Below are 24,438 nucleotides of genomic sequence, written 5' to 3'. Positions count from 1 at the left end.
CGGGATTTGCCGCAGGGCAATGCCCGAGCCGCTGCCGGATAAGCATGAAAATGAGGGGCCAGCCCTTCGCGCTCCTGGGATATTTTTGGCCAGATGAAACGGATCCCGTCAGGTGGGAAGCAAAGCCAGCGCGATGCGGCGGCCTTCGGAGAGCAGTACATTGTAGGTACGGCAGGCTGCAGGAGAGTTCATGATCTCAACGCCTATGCTGGCCTGCTCAAGCGCCGCTCGAAGGTCTGAGGGGATATGGGCCAGATCAGCGCCCGTTCCGATCAACAGGACATCCACATGCCCAGCCAGTGTAAGCAAAGAGGATTGATCGTCGTATCCGCCCCAACCGGTGGTGCCCGATGGACCGGTCAGAACCGCCCCTTCGTGGACCTGGCCACCAATACGGAAAAAGCCGGGCCCGTAGCCATCGACCGGTGTTGCGTTGTTATATGTGATCTCATTCAACCGCATGGATATCTTCTATGCCCCAAAGCGGCAGGCCCGACAAGGCGGCCAGCGCGATGACAACGTAGGCGGCGGTGCGGTAGAGCTTTCCCTTTTCCGGGTTGAACAGCCAGCCGCCCAGCCAATTGCCCAAAAGGTTCGGAACCGACAAAGCCAGCCCCAGAACAACACTGTCGAAAGTCACTCGCCCCATAGCAGACAGAAAGCCAAAAATAAGAAAGTCGAAGCCGAAAAGGAACAGCAGGATCGTAGCCCGAATGACTTCTACCGGCAGCGGACGGGACATGTAGAACAGGATCACCGCCGGTCCAGGCAACCCAGCGACGCCGCCGAGAAACCCCGCAGCGCCACCGATGGCTGTCACCATCGCGCGTCGCACGCGGCCTTGGTAGCGTAATCCAAGGATCAGGATTGCGAGCATGAACAAGGCCAGTAAGCTGACCGCGTATCGGAACACCTCGGGCTCGACCTGCGTGAGGACCCACAAGCCAACAGGCAGGATCAAAGCGCAGCCAAGCACCAACCGTGCCAGGTCTCCGCGGTCTACGGCGCGCCACGCCCGCCGCAGGTTGGGGAGTGGCCCAAAAATATCCATGATCGTCAGTCCGATCAGCGCCCCAAACGGGCCGAGGAACGGAGTGGCCAGAGGCAGAAAAATCAGCGCGGTGCCAAAGCCGGAAAACCCGCGTACGATGCCGCCTAGTGTCGCTGCAAAAAAGATAACGGCCAGCCCCGTTGGGGACTGGCCGAGAAGATCAGGCATCCACATTTGCGAACTGGTTGCCCGCGTTGTTGGATGGCTTCGACCAGTCGCGCTTGACGCCCAGCCACAGCAGGATGGTCGAGGCCACAAAGACCGAGGAATACGTCCCTACGATCACGCCCCAGATCATCGCGAAAACAAAGCCGCGGATCACGTCCCCGCCCAGCACATAAAGCGAGATCAGCGCTAACAGGGTGGTAACCGAGGTCATCACCGTCCGGCTGAGCGTTTCGTTGATCGAGATGTTCAGAACCTCTTTCAGGTCCTTTTTCTTGTATTTCCGCAGGTTCTCGCGAACACGGTCAAAGACGACCACGGTGTCGTTCAGCGAATACCCCACGATGGTCAGCAATGCCGCGATGATGGCCAGATCGAACCGGATTTGCAGTTCAGAGAAGATGCCGATGGTGAGGATTACGTCGTGAACCAATGCGGCCACCGCGCCCAAGGCGAACTGCCATTCGAAACGCAGCCAGATATATACCAGCACCGCCCCGATCGCCAACACCACCGCGATAACCGCAGTTTGGATCAGCTCACCCGAGACTTTAGGACCGACGGATTCAACGCTTTCAAATGGCAATTTGAGGCCCGGATCAGCAGCAGCAAGCACCTCGCCGACCTGAGTGATCACGTCGGATGTAACCGCCTCGGCGTCTTCTTGAGCCTGGATACGGATCATCGCTACATTCTCATCCGGTCCAAAGTTTGGATCAAAGATCTCTGTGATTGTCACATCCCCCAATTCCAACGGGGCAAGGGCGTCACGATAGACTCCGACATCAATCTCTTGGGTGCTTTGCGTCCGGATCGTTGTGCCACCGCGGAAGTCGATGCCGAAGTTCAGCCCCTGAAGCATGAAGGACGTGAACGCCACGATCATCATCAAGGCCGAGATACCCAGCCAGATTTTCCATCGGCTGAAGAAATCGAACGAGGTATTCTGGGGTACGAGTTTCAGTCTCATGTCAAACCTCGATCGTTTTCGGGCGGCGGCGTTCAAACCAGATCACGATCATCAGGCGCGTCACGAAGATCGCGGTGAAGACCGAGGTCAGAATGCCCAGACCCAGCGTGATTGCAAAACCGCGCACCGGACCGCTGCCCATCGCAAACAGGATAACAGCGGTGATGAATGTGGTCACGTTCGCGTCCAGAATGGCCGACAACGCCTTTTCATAACCCAGTTCGATTGCGCGCGCCGGGCCTCTGGCTGATTTCAGTTCTTCGCGGATACGCTCAAAGATCAGCACGTTGGCATCCACCGCCATACCGACCGTCAGTACGATACCGGCGATACCGGGCAGTGTCAGAGTGGCTCCGATCAGGGACAACAGACCAAACAGCAGGCCGACGTTGATGATCAGGGCGATGTTGGCAAAGAGACCAAACAATCCATAGCTGAGCGCCATAAAGGCTAGCACCGCGACAAAGGCCACAATAGTTGCGACCTTACCGGCGTCGATACTGTCCTGCCCCAGTTCGGGGCCGATGGTACGCTCTTCGAGGAATTCCAGCCCGGCAGGCAACGCGCCTGCGCGCAACAGAACAGCTAGATTAGTGCTTTCCTCAACGGTGAAATTACCAGTGATGATGCCCGAGCCGCCGGGAATGTGGCTTTGAATGACAGGGGCCGAGATGACTTCATCATCAAGAATGATTGCGAAAGGCTGGCCGATATTTTCCAGCGTATAGTCGCCGAACTTGCGCGCCCCAGATGTGTTGAACCGGAAGCTGACTGCAGGGCGACCGTTTTGGTCGAAGGCTGGCTGCGCGTCTACCAGCTCTTCACCGGTGACGACTGGGGCCGACTCGACTGTGTAAAACAAACCAGTTTCGTCGATGGAGGGGAGGACCTGTTCGCCAATCCCCGGCACTGCGTCCGGGTTGGTGCCCCGCCCCACAACGGGATTGAATGTCAGCTGAGCGGTGGTACCGATGATCTCTTTCAGTTCACCAGCACTGCCGATACCCGGCACCTGAATAAGAATACGATCCGCACCCTGGCGTTGGATCGTGGGTTCACGTGTTCCGACCTCGTCAATACGGCGGCGCACAATCTCAAGCGATTGGCGCACAGTGCGGTCGTCTGTGGCAAGTTTTTCGGCCTCGGACAGTTGAACGACGATTGTATCGCCCTCAGACCGTGCCTCGATATCAGTTGCACCTACACCGGTCAGGGTTTGCACCTGACGGGCCAGGCCGCGCACAACTTCAAGCGCGCGGGACATGCCCTCGGGCTGGCTGATGCGCACCCGAATCTCGTCCGGGGCCGACTCTTGCTTGCGGATGGTGCCTACAGTGGCGCGCTCATCCCGCAGCGCATCGCGAATTTCGGGCCACATGGCCTCCATCCGGGATTCGTACACATCGCCGACCTGAACTTCGGCCAACAGATGCGCACCACCGCGCAGATCGAGGCCCAGATTGACCAGCGACGACGGCAGCCAGTTCGGCCATTGCGCCGCCTCGGCCTGCATTTCGGGAGTGTCGATGCCAAGCTCAATTGCCGCCTTGGCATCGTTGGATTGCTCGACGCGCGTATAAAACGCATTCGGCAGGGCAAGGATCAGACCGATCACGCAGACCAGCCAGATCAGAACCCGCTTCCAGGTATCAATTTGCAGCATTACCCTGCCTTTTCAAGGAATTGTGGCGCGAAATTACTTCGCGGGCTCAGTCTTGTTCAGAACCTGCGCAATGGTCGACTTGACCACACGAACCTTCACACCCTCGGCGATTTCAACTTCGATCTCGTTGTCGCCTTCCTTGACCTTGGACACCTTGCCGATCATTCCACCCTGGGTTACGACTTGATCGCCGCGACGCACGGCTTCGACCATGGCCTGATGTTGCTTCATCTTTTTTTGCTGCGGACGGATCAGCAGAAAATACATGATCGCGAAGATCAGGATCAGCGGGAGAAACTGGGCGATTGCGCCACCTTCCATGGGATATTCCTTTGTTTTGGTGCTGCGGAAATGCTCCGCAAATTTGGCGGGAACCTATGCTCTGAATTGCGCCTTTGCAAGCGATGGCAACGCTGTTCGCCGCCCTGACCCGGCCTCAGTGCACAAAGAACAAGCCAGGCGTTGCAGATATGTCCTAGGCACCTCGCTGAAACCGGGTATAGTTCGGGTTAAGGGGGACATATGGCAAGGCAATTCAAGCCCTTCCTTTTGCTGGTTTATTTTCTGACAGCCCTGGCGTCCAGCCTGTGGTTTTCGGACGTCGTACTGGCACAGGAAACACCGACAGAGCCCCCTGCTTCTGACGGGGCGGACTCGGACAGTTTCGTGGCGCCGGTCATCGTGGACGGGGACGTATTGTTCCAGGTCCGGGGATCCAGTGCCCTGCCCGCGCCAGAGCGGGCGGAAGACGTTCAGGACAAGATCATCGAAATCGCCGAGGCCTCGGACGCGCCCACGGTTGAGGTGACATACGAAGAGACCGAGTTCGGCATTTGGACTCTGGCCGACGGCGAGAGAGTCTCGATCGTCACCGAAGCCGATGCCGAGTTGGATCAGATGGAGCTTAGCGTTCTAAGCGTTTTGCACGGGAACGCGATCAAACAATCCATCGAAGACTACCGCGCCAACCGCACCGATCGGGCGCGCGTGTCCGGTGCAATTGAGGCAGTGGCATGGACCTTTGGTTTTGTGGCGTTTGTGGTGGCAATCCTGTGGGTGCACCGTCGGATTCGACGGAAGACATTAAAATTTGTCTCACTTCACCTCAAGGACGTGGAAACTGCCACAGCCAAAAGCGTTCAGGCCGAAGCGATCGCTGCGCTGGTACGATATGGGCTGAACTTCGTTCTGCTTATCATCTTCTTTCTCGGCTTTTATTACTACCTTTCGTTTGTTCTGCTGGCTTTCGCCGAAACCCGCTATTTTGCGCAGCTGTTGCTGACCTATCTGACCGAGCCGGTACTGCTGATCTTCAAAGGCATTATCAGTTACATCCCCAATTTGATCATGCTGGGCCTGATTTCTTGGGTGGCGCTGTACATCATCAAGGGGATGCGGGTGTTCTTCGACGCGGTCGAAGCGGGTTCCTTCGACATGGGCGATTTTGAAAAGCACTGGGTCAGCCCAACCTTCAACATTGCCCGTGTTGTGGTGATCATGATCGCCTTGGTCTTTGCCGTTCCCTACATCCCCGGATCGGATTCGGCGGCGTTCCAGGGGTTGACGATCCTGGTGGGTGCCATGCTGTCGCTGGGTGCAAATTCTGTCGTCTCAAACATGCTGGCTGGTCTGTTCGTGATCTATCGTCGCTCGACCTCGATCGGGGACCGCATTAAGATCGGGGATCACATCGGCGATGTGGTTCAGATCAAACTGATGGAGACACATCTGAAATCCATCAAGAACGAACTGATCTCGATCCCCAATGCGCAACTGATGAATTCGGATGTGGTGAACTTCTCGAAGAAAACAGACGGCAGCGGACTGCTGCTGCACACAACGGTTGGCATTGGCTATGAAGAGCCGCCCGAGAAGGTCGAGGCGATGCTGATTGAGGCCGCCAACCGAACCAAAGGCATCAAGGCCAAGCCTGAACCCTTTGTTTTGTGGACCGCATTGGCGGATTACGCGATCAACTATCAGATCAACGGCTATACGACCCGTGGCAGCATCATTCCGAAAATCCGGTCAGACCTGCATCGCAATATCGTGGCCGTGTTCAATGAAAACGGTGTGCAGATCATGACACCCTCTTATATGGCTGATCCGCCTGATCCCAAGATCCCAACCGAACATTGGGATGGCCATCTGGCGCATGAAAAACACGAGGATGCCGATAAGTCGTAACCGGCGCTACACCCTGCCTTTCAGATGGTGCATAAGCGGTTTCAGTGATTCACGCATTTAAGGATCTGAACCATGCACGACATCCGCGCCATTCGCGAAAACCCCGCCGCCTTCGACGCCGCACTTGCGCGCCGTGGGGACGCGCCGGTGTCGTCAGATTTGCTAAGGCTGGACGAAAGTCGCCGGGCCAAGATTCAGGCCGCAGAAACGGCACAAGCCGAACAGAACAAGGCCAGCAAAGAAGTCGGTGCCGCCAAGGGGCGCGGCGACGAGGCTGAATTTCAACGCCTGCGCGCGCTGGTCGCTGAGAAAAAGGCCGAAATCGCCCAGATGCAGACCGAGGCCAAGGATCTGGACGCACTGTTGACTGATCAACTGATCCGCATCCCGAACCTGCCCGCCGAGGACGCGCCAGAAGGTGCGGACGAGAACGACAATGTCGAGGTCAACCGCTGGGGCACTCCGCGTGAGTTGGATTTTGCACCGAAAGAGCATTTTGAAATCGAGGCCGTTCAGAACGGCATGGATTTTGAAACGGCGGCAAAGCTGTCCGGCTCGCGCTTTGTCCTGTTGTCCGGCGGTGTTGCCCGCATTCACCGTGCGCTGGCGCAGTTCATGCTGGACACGCACATCAACGAAAACGAACTGACCGAGGTGAACGGCCCGGTTCTGGTTTTGTCCGAGATGATGCAGGGCACAGGCCAATTGCCGAAGTTTGGCGAAGACAGCTATCAGACCCGTGAAGGCTGGTGGCTGATCCCGACGTCCGAGGTGTCGCTGACCAATATCGTCAACGACACGATGATCGAAGAAAGCTATTTGCCCCGCCGCTACACAGCGCATTCCCTGTGCTTCCGGTCCGAGGCCGGATCGGCCGGCAGGGACACGCGCGGCATGTTGCGCCAGCACCAGTTCGAAAAGGTCGAAATGGTCTCGGTCACGCATCCTGACAAGTCGGATGATGAGCAGAAACGCATGCTGCGCTGTGCCGAGGGTATTCTGGAAAAGCTGGGCATCCCCTATCGCACAGTGATCCTGTGCACAGGCGACATGGGCTTTGGCGCGCGTCGGACCTTTGACATCGAGGCCTGGCTGCCGGGTCAGGACACGTATCGCGAGATCAGCTCGGTCTCGACCTGTGGCGATTTTCAGGCGCGCCGCATGAACGCGCGCTTCCGTCCCGAAGCTGGCGGCAAACCGGAATATGTTCACACGCTGAACGGATCGGGCCTGGCTGTTGGGCGATGCCTGATCGCAGTGCTGGAAAATGGCCAGAACGCAGACGGTACCGTCACCCTGCCCGAGGTTCTGGCCCCCTATCTGGGTGGCAAGCTGACACTGCAGCTGGACGGCACGCTGGCATAAGAAAACCGGCGACCAACAGGGCACCGGTTCAAGAGGATTAAGGGCGGAGAAGGCTTACTTCTTCGCCTTTTTCTTATCCTTCTTCTTGTCTTTTTTCTTATCTTTCTTCTTGTCCGTCTTGTCGGCCTTTTTCTTTTTGTCTTTCTTTTTATCTTTCTTTGCCTTGGCCTTCACCTTGTCCTTGGCTTTCGAGAAGACGGCTTCCATCTCCTGAAGCTTTTTAGCGGCCTTTTCAGCCTTGGCTTTGGCCTTGGCCTTCTTCTTTGCCTTGGCTTCTGCCAATTCGGCTGCGGCCTTTTCCTCAGCCGCTTTGCGCGCAGCCTCTTCCGCCCGCTTCTCGGCAGCGGCGGCAGCGATCGTTTTGCGGGGCGCTGTTCGGCGAGCTACAGGCTTTTTGGCAGGCGCGCGGCGCGTACTTGTTTTCGCCGCAGGGCGTTTGGCGGCTGGTTTCGCCGCGGCGGGTTTGGCGACTGGCGGTTTCTCTGCAATCGCCTCTTTCGCGGCGGCAATCAGGACGGCTGCGCGGGCTTTGCCGATACGAGGAACTTTGACCAGTGCAGCGGGGCTTGCCTTGGCAACGGCTTCAGCGGTTTTGAAACCGTTGGCTGTAAGTGACTTTCCTAGCCCCTCTCCAACGCCTTTTATTGCGGTCACTGCGGTCATTCTTTGTCCTTTCCGATTTTCCCTGCGTTATCTTATGTCTACCAGATACACGTTCTCACAAGCCAGTGCCCAGGGATGCAGGTCATTTGTGTCAGCTACTGTGTGCGAGGTTACCGGATTGATCCTTTCCGGGAAACGGAACAAGCCGCTTGGCGTCTTCGTCCCACAGTTTCAGGTTTAAAGCGGCAACAGCCTCGGGGAATTTGATCCGGCGGGGCGTGAATTCGGGTGGTAGGTTGTAGTGGCATGCACGCAGCCGATAAGACGGAATGCGCGCATTGAAATGATGGATGTCGTGCAGCGTGATGCAGGCAACCGCATTGTCGAACCACCACCCGAAATCCAGCGCCGATGATCCCTGTAGCGCCGCTAGTTGCGGGTCCAGATCCGGACGGCGATCCCAATACGTGTCTTCGAAGTTGTGCTGAAGGTAGACAAGAAAAACACCTAGCATCCCGCCCAAAAGCGAAAACACCAACCAGACCAGAATACCCGTGATGCCAGCTATCAGGTAAAGAAGGCCAAGAAAGACGATGATCGACAAGTTGTGCAGCAATACACCTTTAATGCCAAACCGAACCGTGTTCTTGGGCCACCGATAGCGGATGAAATACGTGAACAGCGCCCCGGCCGGAACCAGGATGAAGGGATTTCGGTAGAGCCTGTAAAACAGGCGCGCTTTCCAATCCGCCTTGTTCCATTCCCGCACGGTCATCGTATGGATTTCGCCCGTCTCGCGGTGCTCGAGATTGCCGATACCGGCGTGGTGCAGGTTGTGATTCTGTTTCATCACCTCGAACGGAGCGAAAGTGAATGGCGAGAGCCCGTGCCCGGCCCATTCATTTTGCGCGCGCGTCTCAAACAGCGAGTGATGCCCACAATCGTGCTGAAGCACGTAAAGACGCACTGCCGAAAAGGCAAAGACGACCCCGGCGGGAATCATAACAAACCAGCGATCCACATAGGTAATCGCCAGTGCCAGCGATGTGAAATACACCGCGAAGGTTCCAAAATAGCTCAGCGCGGCCAATCTGTTGTCCTGAACCGCGTATTGCCTTGTGTATTCCCTTAGATCCATCCAGCCGCTCCTCACGTTGGTTAGGTCCAATGGTTATCAAAAACTGGTGCGGAAGCTCCGCGTGAAATTACGCGCACACAAAACAGATGCCCGCCAGTGAATGCTAGCGTGGGGAATTGGGGCTGTCACGCCCCTCAGCCGAAAATGCTGAAAATTGGCGCAGTTACGCGCGACCCTTGAGATGCTTGGCCAAGGCGCCCGCGTTTTTCTTACGGCGTCCCTTGTACGGGTTCTTGTCCCCCTGTCCGCGCAAAGTCAGGCGGATCGGAGTACCGGGCATATCAAAAGATTCGCGCAAACCGTTGACCAGATACCGCGTGTAACTGGCTGGCATCTTGTCAGGGTGCGAACACATAACAACAAAGCCCGGCGGGCGGGTTTTGGCCTGAGTCATGTACCGTAGCTTGATCCGACGCCCCTGCGGGGCTGGCGGCGGGTGCTGCTCCAACATAGCTGTAAGCCAGCGGTTCAGCGCGGCCGTCGGCACACGGCGGTTCCAGATGTCATGGGCCCGCAGAATCGCGGCGCGCAGGCGCTCTAGCCCCCGGCCCGTTTTTGCCGAGACCGTCACCAGCGGTGCGCCACGCAATTGCGGCAGCAAACGTTCGAACGACTCTTTCAGATCCCGCAGCTTTTCCTGTTTATCTTCTTCGATGTCCCATTTGTTGATGGCGACAACAACGGCGCGACCCTCACGCTCGGCCAGATCGGCAATCCGCAGGTCCTGCTGTTCGAAGGGGATGGCAGCGTCCAGCAGAACCACCACCACTTCGGCGAATTTTACGGCGCGCAGGCCATCCGATACTGAAAGCTTTTCAAGCTTTTCCTGCACCTTGGCTTTTTTACGCATACCGGCCGTATCAAAGATACGCATTGGCGTGCTGTCCCCATCCGGGTCGGCCCAGTCGATCCGCAGACTGATGGCATCGCGCGTAATACCAGCCTCTGGCCCGGTCAGCAGGCGGTCTTCCCCAATGATCTTGTTGATCAATGTGGATTTACCGGCATTCGGGCGGCCAACAACTGCCACCTGCAACGGCTTTTCAGCGGTGATCGGGGGCGTCTCGCCCTCGCCGTCTTCATCCAGTTCAATATCGGTTTCCGGTGCATCCTCGACCGCCTGTTCTTCGGCGGCATCGGCCAATGGCATAAGCTGGGAATAAAGATCAGTCATCCCCTCGCCATGTTCGCCCGACAAGCGCACCGGCTCACCCAGACCAAGGTTATAGGCTTCAAGCACACCCGCATCCGCTGCGTTTCCTTCGGCTTTGTTGGCCGCAAGGATCACGTGTTTGGAACGTTTGCGCAGAATCTCGGCAAACAATTCGTCGGTCGGCGTGACCCCGACGCGCGCGTCAATCATGAACAGACAGACATCTGCCATGTCCACCGCACGCTCAGTCAGGCGGCGCATGCGGCCTTCAAGGCTGTCGTCGGTTGCGTCCTCAAGCCCCGCAGTGTCGATCACGGTAAAGCGCAGATCCCCCAGACGCCCTTGTCCTTCGCGCAGGTCGCGCGTCACGCCGGGCTGGTCGTCGACCAAAGCCAGACGTTTGCCCACAAGGCGATTGAACAGGGTGGATTTGCCCACATTCGGGCGCCCCACGATGGCGAGGGTCAACGACATGATACTCAACTTTCAAGACTCAGAAGCGCCCCTTAGCGCATCTTGTGGTCAACGGAAAGCGTGCAAATCACCTTTGGTCGACACGACGTACAGTGTTTGGCCCGCCACAACCGGTGCCGTGGTCGCGCCACCTGGCACTTCGACACGGTTCACCAGTGCTCCGTCAACAGGGCTGAAGAACCGAACATAGCCATCGTTCGAGGCGATGACGATGCGCCCACCCGCGATGATCGGACCATAATGCGCGTAGACCGCCCCACGGCGTCCCGGCTTATCCTTGACAAAACCCGGCAGGTCCTGCGCCCAGACAATCGCTCCGGTCGCAGCGTCCAGCCGCACCAGTTGGCTGCGGTCGCTGATCAGGAAAATACTGTTTCCAGCGGCCCAGACCGTATCGACGGCCCCCTCGTCTGCGGTCCATATCCGTTCGCCGGAATTGGCGTCAAACGCGACTGTGCGCCCAGAATGGTTGCCGATATAGATCTTATCGCCCGCAACCATTGGTCCACCGGTTACATCGACGATCTGCGCCGCCGCACGTCCGCGACGTCCCCCGGCTACTGACGCGTTCCAGCGGCGAATACCCCCCCGACGGAACGTCGCTGCGACATCACCCGAACCAAAGGCGAACACGGAAAAATCGGATGCAATGACTGGCGCCGGCGCACCCAGAACGTTTCCAACGCTTGGGGTGCCCTGAATTTGCCATGCAATGCGGCCGTCCTTGGTGTTGACCGCCCAACCGGTTTCGTCACCCGCCACCAGATACAGCAGCCCGTTACTGACCAAAGGCGCGCCGCTTCCGGTCGCGTTCAACCTTTTTTGCCAACGAACTGCACCGGTCTTGGCATTCAATGCTGTCAGGCGGCCATAACCGGAAGACACATAAAGCACACCGTTGTCATAGGCCATGCCACCACCCGTGGCATCCGAGTCGCCATCACTTGGCGGAATAAGATCGGTGTTCCAAACGACCTGCCCTTGCGGCGACACGGCAGACACCGTTGCGCCGGCATCAAGCGTGTAGATCAACCCGCCCGCAACAACGGGATCAGCCGTGATCCGCTGCTTGCGCGAGTCACCCTGACCGATTGAAGCGGACCAAATGCGCTGCGGCGTTGCCCGCAACTGTGCATTGGTCGTCCGGAACGCAGCCGTACCCGGGCTTTGCGGCCAACTCGCGTTGGCTCTTTGCGCCGGAAGGCTGATCGGTTTTGAGCCGCGGGTTTCCACCGTTTCGGTATCGGCAGCAGGTCGGATATCTTCTCGCGGTCCAGGCAAGATAACCTCGGGTTCCCGACAGGCGGCGACCAAGGTCAATGAAAGGGCTGCCATTGGCAATCCAATACGGGAGAATAGACTTGCTACCATGATGTTCCGAACTCGCCTGTAAGTTTTCCTGCCGCCACCGGATCAGCCCTGTTGGGCGATCAGCGGCTCTGGTTCGCCACCCAGCGCTACAATCAACTGAGCCGCACGCTGTTGCAGATCCACGCCAACTTCTGCGTCCTGGCGCAAGGCCTGAAGCCGCGTGATGCCCGCGTCAACATTGCCCTCGGACACATCAATCAGGGCCAATTGTTCTTCGGCAAGTAACCGCAGCGGAGCGCCCGGCGCGGCCAGCGCTTCGAACTGAAGACGACGATCGGCTGCGGGCAGAGTGTCGCTCTGCAGCAGCAGCGCCTTAAAAGCCGCGATCGCGCGATAGATTTCCGGCAGATCCCCTTGGGACGCAATGGCATTCAGGCTGGCAACCGCATCCAGCTCCGATCCAGCCTCAACCTGAGAGGCCGACAACAGCATGTTAAGAACCGCATCCCCACCCGGCGATTGCGTTTCGACAGCGGCTAGGCTGGCTGCACGGTCTTCCGACTGATTCTGTGCCAGCGCCGCCAGGATTGAATCACCCAGTTCCTGCGCCTGACTGGTTGCGCGCGACTTGCGGACTTCATTAAACGCAGCACCGCCCACGATCAGGACAACCACAAGCACACCGACCCAACCCCATCTGCGCAATAGCAAGAACAGGCGGTCCCGGCGCACCTCTTCGGTCACCTCATCAATAAAACTGTCGACGTCGCTCATCCCTGCCCTCCGGGGCTGCATCCTTGGTGTATGGCGCCATGTCATACCCCGGCGCAATCGCCAAGCCAAGAGCCCGATTTTTTACAATCCCGCCGGTGGCCTGCCCTCTTGTAGAAAAAAATAAACCGAACTATTCAGTTTAGTGTGGAAACGATACATAATCGTCCCCACTTTCTAGCATGACCGCAAAAAATATGTGGCGCAGAATTCTGGGAGTAGTCCTGCATGCGATTGATTTCATTAGTAAACGCCGCTTTGGTTATTGTTGTTTTGTTTTTTTTGGTTTTCGAACGGGACAGCCTGTTCTCCTTCGCCGGGCGCGCGGAAGCCGAGGCCAACCCTGAGGTTGCCAGCGAATCTGGCGAAGTCGCGGACGTGGATCAGGCGACGATTGGCGTCGTTGCCCTTAGGTCAACCGCACGCGAAATTGACAGCGCCGTGTTGTTGCGGGGCCAAACCAAGGCCAATCGTCAGGTCGAAGTTCTGGCTGAAACCACTTCGACCGTCATCTCAGAGCCTAAGCGCAAAGGCACGTTCGTCGAAGCCGGCGATCTTCTGTGCGAGCTTGACCCGGGCACCCGCCCCGCCAGTTTGGCCGAAGCGAAGGCTGCTAAGTTAGAAGCCCAAAGCCGCATTCCAGAAGCCGAAGCCCGCCTGGAAGAAGCACATGCGCGTGTTGCCGAGGCCGAGATCAACCTGACGGCTGCGAACAAACTGTCTGACTCTGGGTTTGGATCTGAAACACGCAGAATCTCAAGCGAGGCGGCGATGAGAACCGCCGAGGCTGGCATCAAAACCGCCGAAGCCGGTCTTGAGGCCACCCGCGCTGGAATCGAAGCCGCAATCGCCGAGGTCAAAGCCGCGGAACGCGAAATCGATCGCCAGACGATCAAAGCGCCCTTCAAAGGGTTGTTGGAAAGCGATACCGCCGAATTGGGCAGCTTGATGCAGCCCGGCTCGCTATGCGCGACCGTTATCCAACTGGATCCGATCAAGCTGGTGGGTTTTGTGCCGGAAACCGAGGTGAACCGCATCATTGTCGGAACCGAAGCCACGGCGCAGTTGGTCACTGGCCTCCAGGTATCTGGTCGTGTGACATTCCTGAGCCGCTCGGCCGATGAAACAACCCGTACGTTTGAGGTCGAAATCACTGTTCCGAACCCGGAATTGGCCATTCGGGACGGCCAAACCGCCGACATCCGCATTTCGGCCGCCGGGGCCAAAGCGCATTTCCTGCCGCAATCGGCACTGACCCTGAGTAATAACGGTCAACTCGGTGTCCGCACCATTGGCCAGAGCAACGTGGTCGATTTCCAGCCCGTCGTTCTTCTGCGTGATACCGCCGAAGGCGTTTGGGTCGGTGGCCTGCCGGAAACTGTGGACATCATCGTCATCGGGCAAGAGTTCGTAACCCGCGGCGTCACAGTTGAACCCACATATCGGGAAGCTTCGAAATGACCGGAATCGTCAGTTGGGCCGCCGGCCGGGCCAGAATGGTTCTGGCCTTCATCGCCATCTCATTGGTGGTTGGTGGCTTTGCCTATGTCAGCTTGCCGAAAGAAGGCGAGCCCGACATTGAAATCCCTGCCCTTTTTGTCTCAGTTCAGTTTCCGGGCATCTCAGCCGAGGATTCGGAAAACCTGTTGGTCAAACCAATGGAGACCGAACTTGCGGACCTTGATGGGCTGAAAGAGATGACCTCGACCGCCGCCGAAGGGTATGCGGGCGTGGCGCTGGAGTTTGATTTCGGCTGGGACAAGACCGCAATCATGGCTGATGTGCGCGACGCTATGAACAGCGCGCAAGCCGAATTCCCCGACGGAGCCGAGCAATACTCGCTGACTGAGATCAATTTCTCAGAATTCCCCATCGTTATCGTCAACCTGACGGGTGCAGTCCCCGAGCGCACTATGGCGCGGGTTGCCAAGGCTTTACAGGACGACCTTGAGGCGATGGATTCGGTGCTCGAAGCCGGTATCGCGGGCAACCGCGACGAATTGCTTGAGGTCATCATCGACCCTCTTCGGCTTGAGGCCTACAATGTCACCGCCGCCGAACTTATCGATGTAGTGCGCAACAACAATCAGCTGATCGCAGCCGGTGAGGTCGAAACCGCACAGGGCACATTCTCGGTCAAGATCCCCTCTTCCTTCAAAACCGCGCAGGATGTTTATGGCCTGCCGGTCAAAGTGAACGGCGACCGGGTCGTCACCCTGGGGGAATTGGCGCAGATTAACTATACCTTTGAGGACCGCGAAGGCACCGCCCGTTTCAACGGCGAACAAACCGTCGCGCTGCAGGTGGTCAAGCGCAAGGGCTACAACCTGATCGACACAGTCGAGGGTGTGAAACAAACCATTGCCGCTGCGCAGGCAAAATGGCCGCCCGAGATGCAGGCCGCAATCCAGCTGGGCACCTCGAACGACCAAAGCCGCATCGTCGGCTCGATGGTCAGCCAGTTGGAAGGCTCGGTTCTGACGGCCATCGCACTGGTGATGATCGTTGTTCTGGCCTCTTTGGGCACACGCGCGGCATTGCTGGTGGGTTTTGCGATCCCGACCTCATTCCTACTGTGTTTTGCGTTCCTGGCAGGCATGGGCATCAGCATCTCGAACATCGTGATGTTCGGCCTGATCCTTGCAGTGGGTATGCTCGTCGACGGGGCCATTGTTGTCGTGGAATACGCTGACCGGCGCATTAAAGAGGGCGTCGGCCCGATGCACGCCTATGTCAAAGCTGCGCAGCGTATGTTCTGGCCTATTGTGTCATCCACAGCCACAACCCTATGTGCCTTCCTGCCGATGCTGTTTTGGCCGGGTGTCCCGGGTGAGTTTATGGGGATGCTGCCCGTCACGCTGATCTTCGTTCTGTCCGCCTCGTTGATCGTTGCGCTGATCTATCTGCCTGTCATGGGCGGTGTTTCGGGACGTCTGAGCCGGGTTTTTGACCGCACATCCGACTGGCTACGCGCGCGCACCCGGTGGTGGGTTCGTGCGGTTATGGTGCCGCCATCGCTGTACCTGATCTTCCTTGGTGCGATGCAACTGCTGAATCCGACCTATCTGTTGCCCGAAGGCGCATTCGGAGCAGTCCTGCTTGGTGCCTTCCTGTTCATTTTTGGAGCATTTGCTGGTTCTGTTACGTTGAGTGCCGCCAAAATAGAACGCGCGCCCGATCAGCATGTGCATACAGCGCGTGAACACACACCCTTTGGCTATGTCATCAAGTTCCTCGTCGGCAACCCGATCATGCCGATTGTTTCGATTGTCGTCATTGGCTTCGCTGTGATGTCAGTCATGACCGCATTTGGGAACAATAATCGGGGCGTAGAGTTCTTCGTCGAAAGCGAACCCGAGCAAGCCACGGCCTATGTTCGTGCACGTGGCAACATATCACTGGTCGAAAAGGACCAGATGGTACTGGCGGCCGAAGAAATTATCAGCGCGCATCCCGCAGTCGTGAACGTGTTTTCCTTTGCAGGAGAAGGCGGGCTGAACCAGAACAATGGAGGTGCGCAAGCACCGGCAGACACTGTCGGTCGCGTCCAGTTCGAAATCATCCCGTGGGAAGACCGACCCAACGTGTCCGAACCGATCTTCGGCGGGTTGATCGACCGTGAAACGGTTGCCCCGGAATATGACGGTGACTTCGTGCTGGATCAGTTGAACGCCGAACTTGCGAAGATTCCAGGCTTCATCGTCGAAATCCTACCGCTGGAACAAGGCCCTGCCTCGGCCAAGCCCGTTCATCTGCGTATCAAGGCGGACGGCTGGGAAGAACTGAACTCAGCCACTGTTGCGGGCCGTAAGATGTTCGATGAAACACCCGGCCTGATCAAGATCGAAGACACCCTGCCCTTGCCCGGCATCGACTGGCAGATCGACGTGGATGTTGCCAAAGCGGGTCGTTTCGGCGCGGATGTGGCAACCGTCGGCGCGATGGTGCAACTGGTCACGCGCGGGCTGCTGCTGGGCGAAATGCGCCCCGACAGCGTGGACGAGGAAATCGAAATCCGCGTTCGCCTGCCCGATGAAGACCGGGTTTTGTCGACACTGGATACGCTCAAGGTGCGTACGCCGGATGGGCTGGTGCCTTTGTCGAACTTTGTCACGCGCAAGCCAGTGGCCAAACTGGCCGAGATCAACCGGATCAACCAGCAGCGTTACTATGACGTGAAGGCCGACGTTGAACCGGGCCTGAGCAAAGTTGTGATAGATAACGCGGATGGCACGGAACAGCGGCTGGCAGTTGTGCGCGGCGTCGTGGAAGGTTCAGAACCCACAGGCGCGATCATCACTGGACCGACCGGCAACAAATTCGAGCTTGTCATGTTGACGGGTGCGGAAGATGTCGATGCAGTGCGCGCCGATCTGGAATCTGGAAACGCCCGGATTAGCCTGATCAATCCCAACGAACGCATTGCAGTGCTTACCGAGTGGCTTGAAACCAATCCCTTCGGCAGCACCGTCAGTTGGGAATGGACCGGCGATCAGGAAGATCAGGCAGAAAGCCAGGCTTTCCTGTCCAGCGCTTTCTTGGCTGCTTTAGGCCTGATGTTTGTGATCCTGCTGGCGCAGTTCAACTCGTTCTACAACTCGGTGCTGGTTCTGCTGGCCGTTGTGCTTTCGACCACCGGCGTTCTAATCGGGATGATGGTCATGCAGCAACCGTTCTCGATCATCATGACCGGTACAGGGATTGTGGCCTTGGCAGGGATTGTGGTGAACAACAACATTGTTCTGATCGATACATATCAGGAATATAGCCGATATATGCCCCGGATCGAGGCGATCATCCGCACGGCTGAGGCGCGTATCCGCCCGGTTCTGCTGACCACCCTGACCACGATGGCCGGTCTGACACCGATGATGTTCGGATTGTCGCTGGACTTCATCAATGGCGGCTATTCTATCGACAGCCCAACTGCGCTGTGGTGGAAACAGCTGGCTACGGCAGTTGTGTTTGGGCTGGGTATTGCAACGGTTCTGACGCTGATCGTGACGCCATCGTTCCTGGCGTTGCGGGTGTGGGTCACCACCTATGCGGTATGGCTGGCCAAGGCGCTGGCACGGGCCACTGCAGGTCGTTCCAGCCAAATCGCTCAGGATATGGCGGTTGGTCACGCTGCCCGTCAGGTACAGGCCACCGAGGTTGTCTGGGGGGATGAGACGCCGACTGCGCCCGCACCGGATGCAGACAAGGATGAGCGTCCCGATCACCCGCCAACGTCACCCCTAAAGGCGGCCGAGTAATGCAAATGGCGAACCGCAAGGTTCGCCATTTTTCTTCTCCAGGACCTAGTTTCTAAGACCTAGTCGGTGAATACATATTCACCCAAATCACACAGGTTCAGACCGAAGTCTTCAGCCAACGAACCATCGTCGAACGCCCCCCGAACATCGTAGACACATGTGGTCAGACCATCCGCGATGACAACATCGATTTCGTAATCGGGCGCGACATAGCCACCGCGCAGCAGGTTCCCCTCCCAGCTACCGGAAGACGCAGGCGAGACATTGAACTCGACCAGATCCGCGCTGGATTCATTCAAAACCAGAAATTCAAGATCCTCGGCAAATGCCGAAGTCGCCATAAGAACAGTTGCGGCCAAGGCTGCTGCTGCACGCATTTTCATTAGATATTCCTTTGATTAAGGTCCGGCCAAAGAACCTGGCACCATGACTTTAGGTGATTTTTCACCAAGAAAAATGAACGTCAAATTAAACTTGGAGGACTGAACGCATTTTTGCAGTGCTGTTCTATCTGGTCCCTGGAATTACACAGGTGACCGGATCAGGCCGCGTCCGCTTGCTGGCGACTCCAGAGCTGTGCGTAACGGCCCTCGCGCTTCAAAAGCTGGTCATGGGTGCCTTGTTCAAGGATTTCACCGCGTTCCAGAACGACAATGCGGTCCGCTTCGGCAATCGTGCTAAGGCGGTGCGCGATCGTCAACACGGTCCGCCCCTCGCCCGCCCGCGCCAAGGCATCCTTGATGTCCTGCTCGGTATCTGTGTCCAGCGCCGAGGTCGCCTCATCCAACAGCAGGATCGGCGGGTTCTTCAGAAGGGTACGCGCAATGCCCACCCGTTGTTTCTCACCACCCGACAACTTCAGCCCCCGTTCGCCTACCTTGGTGTCATAGCCTTCTGGCAACGTCACGATAAAATCATGGATCTGCGCAGCTTTGGCAGCAGCTTCGACATCTTCCTGAGTGGCCCCGTCCCGGCCATAAGCGATGTTGTAGCGGATGGTATCATTAAACAGCACCGTGTCCTGCGGCACGACGCCGATGGCTGCGTGCAGGCTGTTCAGGGTCACGTCGCGCACGTCCTGCCCGTCGATCTTCAACGCGCCCCCGGTGACATCGTAGAACCGGAACAGCAAGCGGCCTATCGTTGACTTACCCGAACCTGTGGCACCGACAATTGCAACAGTCTGACCAGCAGGTACCGTCAGCGACACACCTTTGAGGATCTCGCGGTCCGCATCATAGCCAAAGCGCACATTGTCCAATGTCACCTCACCACCACTGACCACCAGATCTGGCGCGCCGGGTTTGTCCTGCACCTCGGTCGGTTGTTCCAACAGGTCGAACATCTGCCCCATATCCACCAGCGATTGGCGGATTTCCCGGTAGACGGTGCCCAGAAAGTTCAGCGGCACAGTAATCTGGATCATATAGGCGTTGACCATGACGAAATCGCCGACGGTCAGCGTACCCTGCTGCACCCCCATGGCCGCCAGAACCATCACGCCGATTAGCCCGCAAGTGATCAGAAGGGACTGACCGAAATTCAGGAAGGCCAGCGAATACGCCGTCTTAAGCGCAGCCCCGGCATAGGCCTTCATCGACACGTCGTACCGAGCCGCCTCGCGCGATTCAGCATTGAAATACTTGACGGTTTCGAAATTCAGCAGGCTGTCGATGGCACGTTGATTGGCCTCAGTATCCTGATCGTTCATTTCGCGCCGCAACTTCACGCGCCATTCGGTCACCGCAAAGGTGAACCAGATGTACAGCGCGATGGTGACAGCAACGACAACCAGATACCAGACGTCGAACAGCCACATCAGAATGATCGCGACCAACAGCAGTTCCAGGATCAATGGACCGATGGAAAACAGCAAAAAGCGCAGCAGGAATTCCACGCCTTTCACACCACGCTCGATGATCCGGCTCAGCCCCCCGGTGCGGCGCGTCACGTGATAACGCATGGACAGCTGGTGGATGTGCTGGAAGGTCTCCAACGCCAGTGCGCGCAAGGCCCTCTGCCCTACCGGGGCAAAGGCCGCATCGCGTAACTGCTGGAAACCAACTGTCATCATGCGTGCGACGCCGTACGCCACGGTCAGGCCAACAGCGCCCAAGGCCAGTGGCGGAACACCCTCGCCCGCCAGCCCATCGACGGCGCCCTTATAAAGGATAGGGGTATAGACGGCGATCAGCTTTGCCAGCACCAGCATACCCATGGCTAGAACGACGCGACGTTTTACCCAAGGCTCGTCCTCGGGCCACATATAAGGCGCAACCTTCCGGATCGTGCGCCAACCAGAGCGGCGTTCGTCGGACGTGGGCGTATCGGCTGAGGTCATTGGCGCTGCTCGTCTCATCACGTACCTGATCTGCGGTCAGAGATAGACCGCTGGCCCACCAAGGGCCAGCAGCAATAGTTCATTCCGGGATGGTGAATATCTGACCGGGATATATCAAATCAGGATCGCGGATCGCGTCGCGGTTAGCCTCGAACAATTTCACGTAAAGGATACCATCGCCGAACCGATCACGCGATATGGCCCAAAGCGTGTCGCCTTCCTGCACGGTGACCGCGCGGATCGGGGGGGTATCTGTTTCCCCCCCGGGCTGGTCACCACCCTCTGCGGCGCGCAGAACTTCCAGTGGTTCGCGCTTGAACGGCGTTTCAAGGCGACTGACCACGGTGCCATCCGTGGCGATTTCATCCACACGCAGGGTGTAGATCCCGGGGTCAATCCCTTCCAACTCGCTGCGCCATTTACCATCATCAACCAGCGGCAGGTCGGCGACAAGCTGGTTGTCCAGATACAGCCGCACCGCAGACCCGTCCGGCACCCGGCCTGTCAGCTCAACGTCGCCAACGTTAGAATACCCAATCGTGTCCAACGCCACCTCATCCGAAGTATCGGATTCGGTTGTTGGAGATTGAACCAGTTCAACCCCGTCTTCACCTGAACGCAAAACAGCAACTTGTTGACTTTCGTTGCTTTCTTCAGCGACTTGTTGTGCAGTTTCCCGGGGTTGATCCTCTGGTTGATCTGCGGCTGCCACCGCCGTTTCGACGTCACCGGTTGTCGATTTTTCATCGGTCGACGCAGGTGTCGACGTGTCTTGCGTTCCTGCAGTTTGATCACTGGCGGCGTCACCTGTTTCCACGGCAGCTATCTGCTCAATTACCGGTTCCGGTTCAGGCAAAGCTGCAATCAAATAATCGTCCGAACGGACAGGTTGATCCTCACCCGCAGTTTCCAGCGTTAACCCGCGTGCATCATCTGAGAATGGGATCGACAGAAACTCGGCAAACTGACCGGAGTCGTCGACGGTAAAGCTGTGTACCTGCTCACCATCCAGCAAAACACGAATGTCCGCACCCGGTTCTGCGTTGCCCGAGAGAACAGTATTTCCGTCAGGTTCTACGAAAATCTGGTCCAGAGTCGGTGGTGCGGCAACCGGCTCGACCTCGGCGGTATCAGTCGCTGGTGCAGAAGTGTCATCAGTCTGATCAACGGCTTCCTGTTCCTGAATTGCCGTGCTCTGATCCTCAGAGGCGGTGGAATTCGTACTGGCCGCTTCCGTGGTCTGGACTGCGGTGTCTTGTTGCGGCACAGCGTCCTGAGGACCAGCACCAAAGATACCGGACAGGTACAACCCGCCGACTCCCACCAATGCAACGACGCCGGCAATCACCCCCCAGGTGAAAGTTCCGGAACTTTCGCTTCCCGAATTGGAATTCATTCTTTTCCCTTCGCTCCGCAGCGCAAGTGCTTTGAGTATAACACATTCTGCCTGACGGTTGAGCCAATCTATCAATCCCGCTATCACGGGTCAAAACACCATATACAAGCCCGGAGAAGCCATCCCATGTCTCAGAAATCTGTCTGTGTGTATTGCGGGTCACGAAATGGCGCGAATCCGGCCTATTCCGAAGCGGCGCAGCACTTTGGAACCCTTTTGGCCGAAGAAGGCTGGCGACTGGTCTACGGTGCCGGAGATGTCGGACTGATGGGCGAGGTTGCACGTGCCGCGCAATCCGCTGGTGGCGACACGTTCGGCGTCATCCCCGTGCATCTTCTGCAACGCGAAGTCGGCAAAACGGACCTGACCCGTTTCGTGGTCACCGAGACTATGCACGAACGTAAGAAGGTCATGATCATGAACGCCGATGCAGTCATCGTCCTGCCCGGCGGCCCGGGGTCGCTGGACGAGTTGTTCGAGGCGCTCACTTGGCGTCAGTTGGGCCTGCACGACAAGCCCATTCTAGTCATGAATGTGGATGGGTATTGGGATACGCTGCACGAGTTGTTGCAACAGGTCATCGGCCAAGGCTTTGCCGATGCGTCGCTGTCAGACTTCATCACATGGGTCGACGGCCCCAACGCCGCAATGTCAGTTCTCAGGAAAGTTCTGAACTAACGCGGCTGGCAAAACGGGCGGTCAGAACCGCCCGTTTAGTTTCACCGAATTCAAGTCGCAGGGGCAAGGCGCTGTCGCAACACTTGTTCAACCTTGTGCAGCGGGTGATTGGTCAGGGTTTTATCAACCTCGGCAACCACTTTTCCCAGCACTTCGCTGTGCAACCGCCGACGCAGCAGCCCCAGAACATGCGGGCTGGCCACCAGGACCAAACGTTTATAGGCCCCTTTCAAACCCTTACGGTTCAACAGGTCGGCGACATCCTGCACGAACAGGGATTTCGCGTGGGTTTTCCAGTTGCTCTCTTCCACGGCCGATTTCTGATGTGGCGCCGTGTCAAAACGACGACCGGCCCGGTCCGAAGACTTGGTCCTTGGTCCATCGCTTTCTTCTACGGATACGACAACCAGATTGGGATCTTCAGCGTCGGTGATATTCTCCATGAACAGCGCCTTTTCCCCGTTGGCAATGACAACCCATGTTCCCTGTGCAAGTTCGACCATTGTATTCTCCTGTAATGGCGTTTTTTGGCCATCCCTCATGCGTCAGGCACAGCTTACCCTAGACGCACCGAAGTCATTCGGCGCGTTGCCTGACCGTTTTCTTAGTGGTTTGCGGCTCCCTCCCTCCGCATACTTTAGCTAGGTATTTCGGGACGGCGTACAATAGGTCTCAATTCGAAAGTTGACGTATAGGCAGGTTTTCTCCTGCGGCGGAATTGCAGGGTCACGCCGGCGCAGTCGAATAGCTTTTCGGTTAACGTCAGCTTTGCGGGGCGGACTCAACGGATCGCCGCAACACTTCACTTTGGAAGCAAGGATGGAGTGTTGGTATGGCTTATCGTCGTCGGATTTATTTTACGGAGAAACAGAAGGCAGAGATTTGGGATCGCTGGCAGCGCGGAGAGTCGATGAGCTCGATCGGTCGGTTGTTTGATCGAGGCTCGTCGTCGATCTATCCCCTGCTTGCGAGAACGGGTGGTATACGGCCACCAGAGCGGCGGCGATCACGGTGGGCGTTGACAACGGCAGAGCGCGAAGAAATCTCACGCGGGCTTGGAGCCGAGTTGTCCGTTCGTACAATTGCGCGTCAGCTGCGCCGATCTCCATCGACGATCAGCCGGGAGGTGCGGCGCAACGGGGGGCGTCAGCATTACCGGGCCACCCAGTCCGATCAGGCAGCCTGGGAGCGTGCACGGCGTCCGAAGCCCTGCAAGCTGGCGGAGAGGCCGGCGCTCTGTCACACAATAGCTCAGAAGCTCGAACGCAAGTGGTCGCCGCAGCAAATCGCGGGTTGGCTGAAGCGCGAGCATCCCGACGACGAGGGCGAGCGTGTGTCTCACGAAACGATCTACAGAAGCCTGTTTATCCAGGCCCGTGGCGTTCTGAAGAAGGAGTTGCTTGCACATTTGCGCGCGACACGTGCCATCCGCCGGTCTCGCCATGCTAGCCTGAAGCGGGATGGGCTCGGTCAAATCAAGGATGCGATCTCGATCCGGGAACGCCCGGCCGCTGTCGAAGACCGCGCCATTCCCGGCCACTGGGAAGGTGACCTGATCGCCGGCTCGAAGAACAGCTTCATCGCGACGCTGGTGGAGCGGCGCACGCGCTATGTCATGCTCGTGAAGGTGGGCGGGAAAGAAACGCAGACTGTCGTGGCTGCGCTGACCGCACAAATCCAACATCTGCCGAGAGAGCTTCGCCAGACGCTGACCTGGGACCGCGGCAAAGAGCTTGCCGATCACAAGAACCTGGCACTGGCCACCGATCTCGACATCTACTTTTGCGACCCGCACAGCCCGTGGCAACGCGGCACCAACGAGAATNCCAACCGTCTCCTGCGCCAGTACTTCCCAAAGGGCACCGACCTCTCAGTGCACAGCCAGGAACATCTCGACGCAGTTGCTCGTGAACTCAA

At 57.7% G+C, this 24,438-nt stretch carries 20 protein-coding genes; 6 read left to right on the top strand and 14 right to left on the bottom strand.

Features of this window, described 5'->3' with window-relative positions; translation table 11 throughout:
• Nucleotides 1–108 precede the first annotated feature (108 nt).
• Genes RUA4292_RS10030 through yajC form a run of 5 tightly spaced genes read right to left on the bottom strand, consistent with a single transcriptional unit; the run spans nt 109 to nt 4,170 of the window.
• A complete protein-coding gene (locus RUA4292_RS10030) occupies nt 109–462 on the bottom strand; it encodes an Mth938-like domain-containing protein (RefSeq protein WP_058278135.1) in 354 nt (117 codons plus the stop codon).
• On the bottom strand, nt 449–1,219 hold the full coding sequence (locus RUA4292_RS10025) for a sulfite exporter TauE/SafE family protein (RefSeq protein ID WP_058277476.1): 771 nt from the start codon (nt 1,217–1,219) through the stop codon (nt 449–451). The genes RUA4292_RS10030 and RUA4292_RS10025 overlap by 14 nt, the downstream gene beginning before the upstream one ends.
• Entirely contained in the window at nt 1,212–2,186 is a 975-nt protein-coding gene (gene secF / locus RUA4292_RS10020) for a protein translocase subunit SecF (RefSeq protein ID WP_058277475.1), read from the bottom strand. The genes RUA4292_RS10025 and secF overlap by 8 nt, the downstream gene beginning before the upstream one ends.
• Before the next feature lies 1 nt (nt 2,187).
• Complete coding sequence (gene secD / locus RUA4292_RS10015) at nt 2,188–3,849, bottom strand: protein translocase subunit SecD (RefSeq protein WP_058277474.1); 1,662 nt, start codon at nt 3,847–3,849, stop codon at nt 2,188–2,190.
• A 33-nt stretch (nt 3,850–3,882) separates the two neighbouring features.
• Nucleotides 3,883–4,170 (bottom strand): preprotein translocase subunit YajC, encoded by a 288-nt coding sequence (gene yajC / locus RUA4292_RS10010; RefSeq protein WP_058274044.1) that lies wholly within the window; start codon nt 4,168–4,170, stop codon nt 3,883–3,885.
• 201 nt (nt 4,171–4,371) lie between these two features.
• Here yajC and RUA4292_RS10005 point away from each other — a divergent pair, with 201 nt between their 5' ends.
• Complete coding sequence (locus RUA4292_RS10005; RefSeq protein ID WP_058277473.1) at nt 4,372–6,036, top strand: mechanosensitive ion channel family protein; 1,665 nt, start codon at nt 4,372–4,374, stop codon at nt 6,034–6,036.
• Between the two features lie 72 nt (nt 6,037–6,108).
• Nucleotides 6,109–7,401, top strand: a complete 1,293-nt coding sequence (gene serS, locus RUA4292_RS10000; protein WP_058277472.1) for a serine--tRNA ligase — start codon at nt 6,109–6,111, stop codon at nt 7,399–7,401.
• Nucleotides 7,402–7,455: 54 nt separating this feature from the next.
• On the opposite strand, the gene RUA4292_RS09995 is transcribed toward serS, so the two are convergent.
• The 5 genes from RUA4292_RS09995 to RUA4292_RS09975 all read right to left on the bottom strand — a co-directional run bounded on the left by RUA4292_RS09995 (nt 7,456) and on the right by RUA4292_RS09975 (nt 12,854).
• Nucleotides 7,456–8,064 carry a helix-hairpin-helix domain-containing protein gene (locus RUA4292_RS09995; protein ID WP_058277471.1) on the bottom strand — a complete coding sequence of 203 codons (609 nt, stop codon included), beginning with the start codon at nt 8,062–8,064 and terminating at the stop codon, nt 7,456–7,458.
• Nucleotides 8,065–8,155: 91 nt separating this feature from the next.
• The gene (locus RUA4292_RS09990; protein ID WP_058277470.1) at nt 8,156–9,142 is read right to left on the bottom strand and encodes a fatty acid desaturase; all 987 of its coding nucleotides are present in this window, start codon (nt 9,140–9,142) and stop codon (nt 8,156–8,158) included.
• Between the two features lie 163 nt (nt 9,143–9,305).
• The gene (gene der, locus RUA4292_RS09985) at nt 9,306–10,769 is read right to left on the bottom strand and encodes a ribosome biogenesis GTPase Der (protein WP_058277469.1); all 1,464 of its coding nucleotides are present in this window, start codon (nt 10,767–10,769) and stop codon (nt 9,306–9,308) included.
• Nucleotides 10,770–10,817: 48 nt separating this feature from the next.
• On the bottom strand, nt 10,818–12,140 hold the full coding sequence (locus tag RUA4292_RS09980) for an outer membrane protein assembly factor BamB family protein (RefSeq protein WP_058277468.1): 1,323 nt from the start codon (nt 12,138–12,140) through the stop codon (nt 10,818–10,820).
• Nucleotides 12,141–12,182: 42 nt separating this feature from the next.
• Nucleotides 12,183–12,854 (bottom strand): tetratricopeptide repeat protein, encoded by a 672-nt coding sequence (locus tag RUA4292_RS09975; RefSeq protein ID WP_058277467.1) that lies wholly within the window; start codon nt 12,852–12,854, stop codon nt 12,183–12,185.
• 225 nt (nt 12,855–13,079) lie between these two features.
• Between RUA4292_RS09975 and RUA4292_RS09970 the strand changes: the two genes are divergently transcribed.
• Both RUA4292_RS09970 and RUA4292_RS09965 read left to right on the top strand, forming a co-directional pair.
• Complete coding sequence (locus RUA4292_RS09970) at nt 13,080–14,312, top strand: efflux RND transporter periplasmic adaptor subunit (protein ID WP_058277466.1); 1,233 nt, start codon at nt 13,080–13,082, stop codon at nt 14,310–14,312.
• Nucleotides 14,309–18,106, top strand: a complete 3,798-nt coding sequence (locus RUA4292_RS09965; RefSeq protein WP_058277465.1) for an efflux RND transporter permease subunit — start codon at nt 14,309–14,311, stop codon at nt 18,104–18,106. Before RUA4292_RS09970 ends, RUA4292_RS09965 begins: the two co-directional genes overlap by 4 nt.
• 59 nt (nt 18,107–18,165) lie before the next feature.
• On the opposite strand, the gene RUA4292_RS09960 is transcribed toward RUA4292_RS09965, so the two are convergent.
• The 3 genes from RUA4292_RS09960 to RUA4292_RS09950 form a co-directional block, all read right to left on the bottom strand.
• Nucleotides 18,166–18,483 (bottom strand): hypothetical protein, encoded by a 318-nt coding sequence (locus RUA4292_RS09960; protein ID WP_233493412.1) that lies wholly within the window; start codon nt 18,481–18,483, stop codon nt 18,166–18,168.
• A 164-nt stretch (nt 18,484–18,647) separates the two neighbouring features.
• Nucleotides 18,648–20,447 carry an ABCB family ABC transporter ATP-binding protein/permease gene (locus RUA4292_RS09955; RefSeq protein WP_058277463.1) on the bottom strand — a complete coding sequence of 600 codons (1,800 nt, stop codon included), beginning with the start codon at nt 20,445–20,447 and terminating at the stop codon, nt 18,648–18,650.
• A gap of 79 nt (nt 20,448–20,526) precedes the next feature.
• Nucleotides 20,527–21,843 (bottom strand): LysM peptidoglycan-binding domain-containing protein, encoded by a 1,317-nt coding sequence (locus tag RUA4292_RS09950; protein WP_058277462.1) that lies wholly within the window; start codon nt 21,841–21,843, stop codon nt 20,527–20,529.
• A 126-nt stretch (nt 21,844–21,969) separates the two neighbouring features.
• Here RUA4292_RS09950 and RUA4292_RS09945 point away from each other — a divergent pair, with 126 nt between their 5' ends.
• A complete protein-coding gene (locus tag RUA4292_RS09945) occupies nt 21,970–22,521 on the top strand; it encodes an LOG family protein (RefSeq protein WP_058277461.1) in 552 nt (183 codons plus the stop codon).
• 50 nt (nt 22,522–22,571) lie between these two features.
• Here the strand turns inward: RUA4292_RS09945 and RUA4292_RS09940 are convergent, their stop codons facing one another.
• Nucleotides 22,572–23,024 (bottom strand): baeRF12 domain-containing protein, encoded by a 453-nt coding sequence (locus tag RUA4292_RS09940; RefSeq protein WP_058277460.1) that lies wholly within the window; start codon nt 23,022–23,024, stop codon nt 22,572–22,574.
• Between the two features lie 329 nt (nt 23,025–23,353).
• Between RUA4292_RS09940 and RUA4292_RS09935 the strand changes: the two genes are divergently transcribed.
• Nucleotides 23,354–24,438: IS30 family transposase (locus tag RUA4292_RS09935; RefSeq protein WP_058278134.1), on the top strand; the 1,085-nt coding region annotated here is incomplete at its 3' end.

The sequence above is a fragment of the Ruegeria atlantica genome, from assembly GCF_001458195.1.
Taxonomy (GTDB): domain Bacteria; phylum Pseudomonadota; class Alphaproteobacteria; order Rhodobacterales; family Rhodobacteraceae; genus Ruegeria; species Ruegeria atlantica.
The sequence above is the reverse complement of the archived record's forward strand: the minus strand, read 5'-3'. Positions and strand labels throughout refer to the sequence as shown.

What these genes read in the sequence shown, in the direction of transcription:
- serS (WP_058277472.1), top strand. Translation starts at nt 6,109, where the DNA reads ATGCACGACATCCGCGCCATTCGCGAAAACCCCGCCGCCTTCGACGCC.
- RUA4292_RS10030 (WP_058278135.1), bottom strand. Translation starts at nt 462, where the DNA reads ATGCGGTTGAATGAGATCACATATAACAACGCAACACCGGTCGATGGC.
- RUA4292_RS09950 (WP_058277462.1), bottom strand. Translation starts at nt 21,843, where the DNA reads ATGAATTCCAATTCGGGAAGCGAAAGTTCCGGAACTTTCACCTGGGGG.
- RUA4292_RS09955 (WP_058277463.1), bottom strand. Translation starts at nt 20,447, where the DNA reads ATGACCTCAGCCGATACGCCCACGTCCGACGAACGCCGCTCTGGTTGG.
- secD (WP_058277474.1), bottom strand. Translation starts at nt 3,849, where the DNA reads ATGCTGCAAATTGATACCTGGAAGCGGGTTCTGATCTGGCTGGTCTGC.
- RUA4292_RS10005 (WP_058277473.1), top strand. Translation starts at nt 4,372, where the DNA reads ATGGCAAGGCAATTCAAGCCCTTCCTTTTGCTGGTTTATTTTCTGACA.
- der (WP_058277469.1), bottom strand. Translation starts at nt 10,769, where the DNA reads ATGTCGTTGACCCTCGCCATCGTGGGGCGCCCGAATGTGGGCAAATCC.
- RUA4292_RS09945 (WP_058277461.1), top strand. Translation starts at nt 21,970, where the DNA reads ATGTCTCAGAAATCTGTCTGTGTGTATTGCGGGTCACGAAATGGCGCG.
- RUA4292_RS09965 (WP_058277465.1), top strand. Translation starts at nt 14,309, where the DNA reads ATGACCGGAATCGTCAGTTGGGCCGCCGGCCGGGCCAGAATGGTTCTG.
- RUA4292_RS09990 (WP_058277470.1), bottom strand. Translation starts at nt 9,142, where the DNA reads ATGGATCTAAGGGAATACACAAGGCAATACGCGGTTCAGGACAACAGA.
- RUA4292_RS09980 (WP_058277468.1), bottom strand. Translation starts at nt 12,140, where the DNA reads ATGGTAGCAAGTCTATTCTCCCGTATTGGATTGCCAATGGCAGCCCTT.
- RUA4292_RS09940 (WP_058277460.1), bottom strand. Translation starts at nt 23,024, where the DNA reads ATGGTCGAACTTGCACAGGGAACATGGGTTGTCATTGCCAACGGGGAA.
- RUA4292_RS09970 (WP_058277466.1), top strand. Translation starts at nt 13,080, where the DNA reads ATGCGATTGATTTCATTAGTAAACGCCGCTTTGGTTATTGTTGTTTTG.
- secF (WP_058277475.1), bottom strand. Translation starts at nt 2,186, where the DNA reads ATGAGACTGAAACTCGTACCCCAGAATACCTCGTTCGATTTCTTCAGC.
- RUA4292_RS09975 (WP_058277467.1), bottom strand. Translation starts at nt 12,854, where the DNA reads ATGAGCGACGTCGACAGTTTTATTGATGAGGTGACCGAAGAGGTGCGC.
- RUA4292_RS09960 (WP_233493412.1), bottom strand. Translation starts at nt 18,483, where the DNA reads ATGCGTGCAGCAGCAGCCTTGGCCGCAACTGTTCTTATGGCGACTTCG.
- RUA4292_RS10025 (WP_058277476.1), bottom strand. Translation starts at nt 1,219, where the DNA reads ATGCCTGATCTTCTCGGCCAGTCCCCAACGGGGCTGGCCGTTATCTTT.
- RUA4292_RS09995 (WP_058277471.1), bottom strand. Translation starts at nt 8,064, where the DNA reads ATGACCGCAGTGACCGCAATAAAAGGCGTTGGAGAGGGGCTAGGAAAG.
- yajC (WP_058274044.1), bottom strand. Translation starts at nt 4,170, where the DNA reads ATGGAAGGTGGCGCAATCGCCCAGTTTCTCCCGCTGATCCTGATCTTC.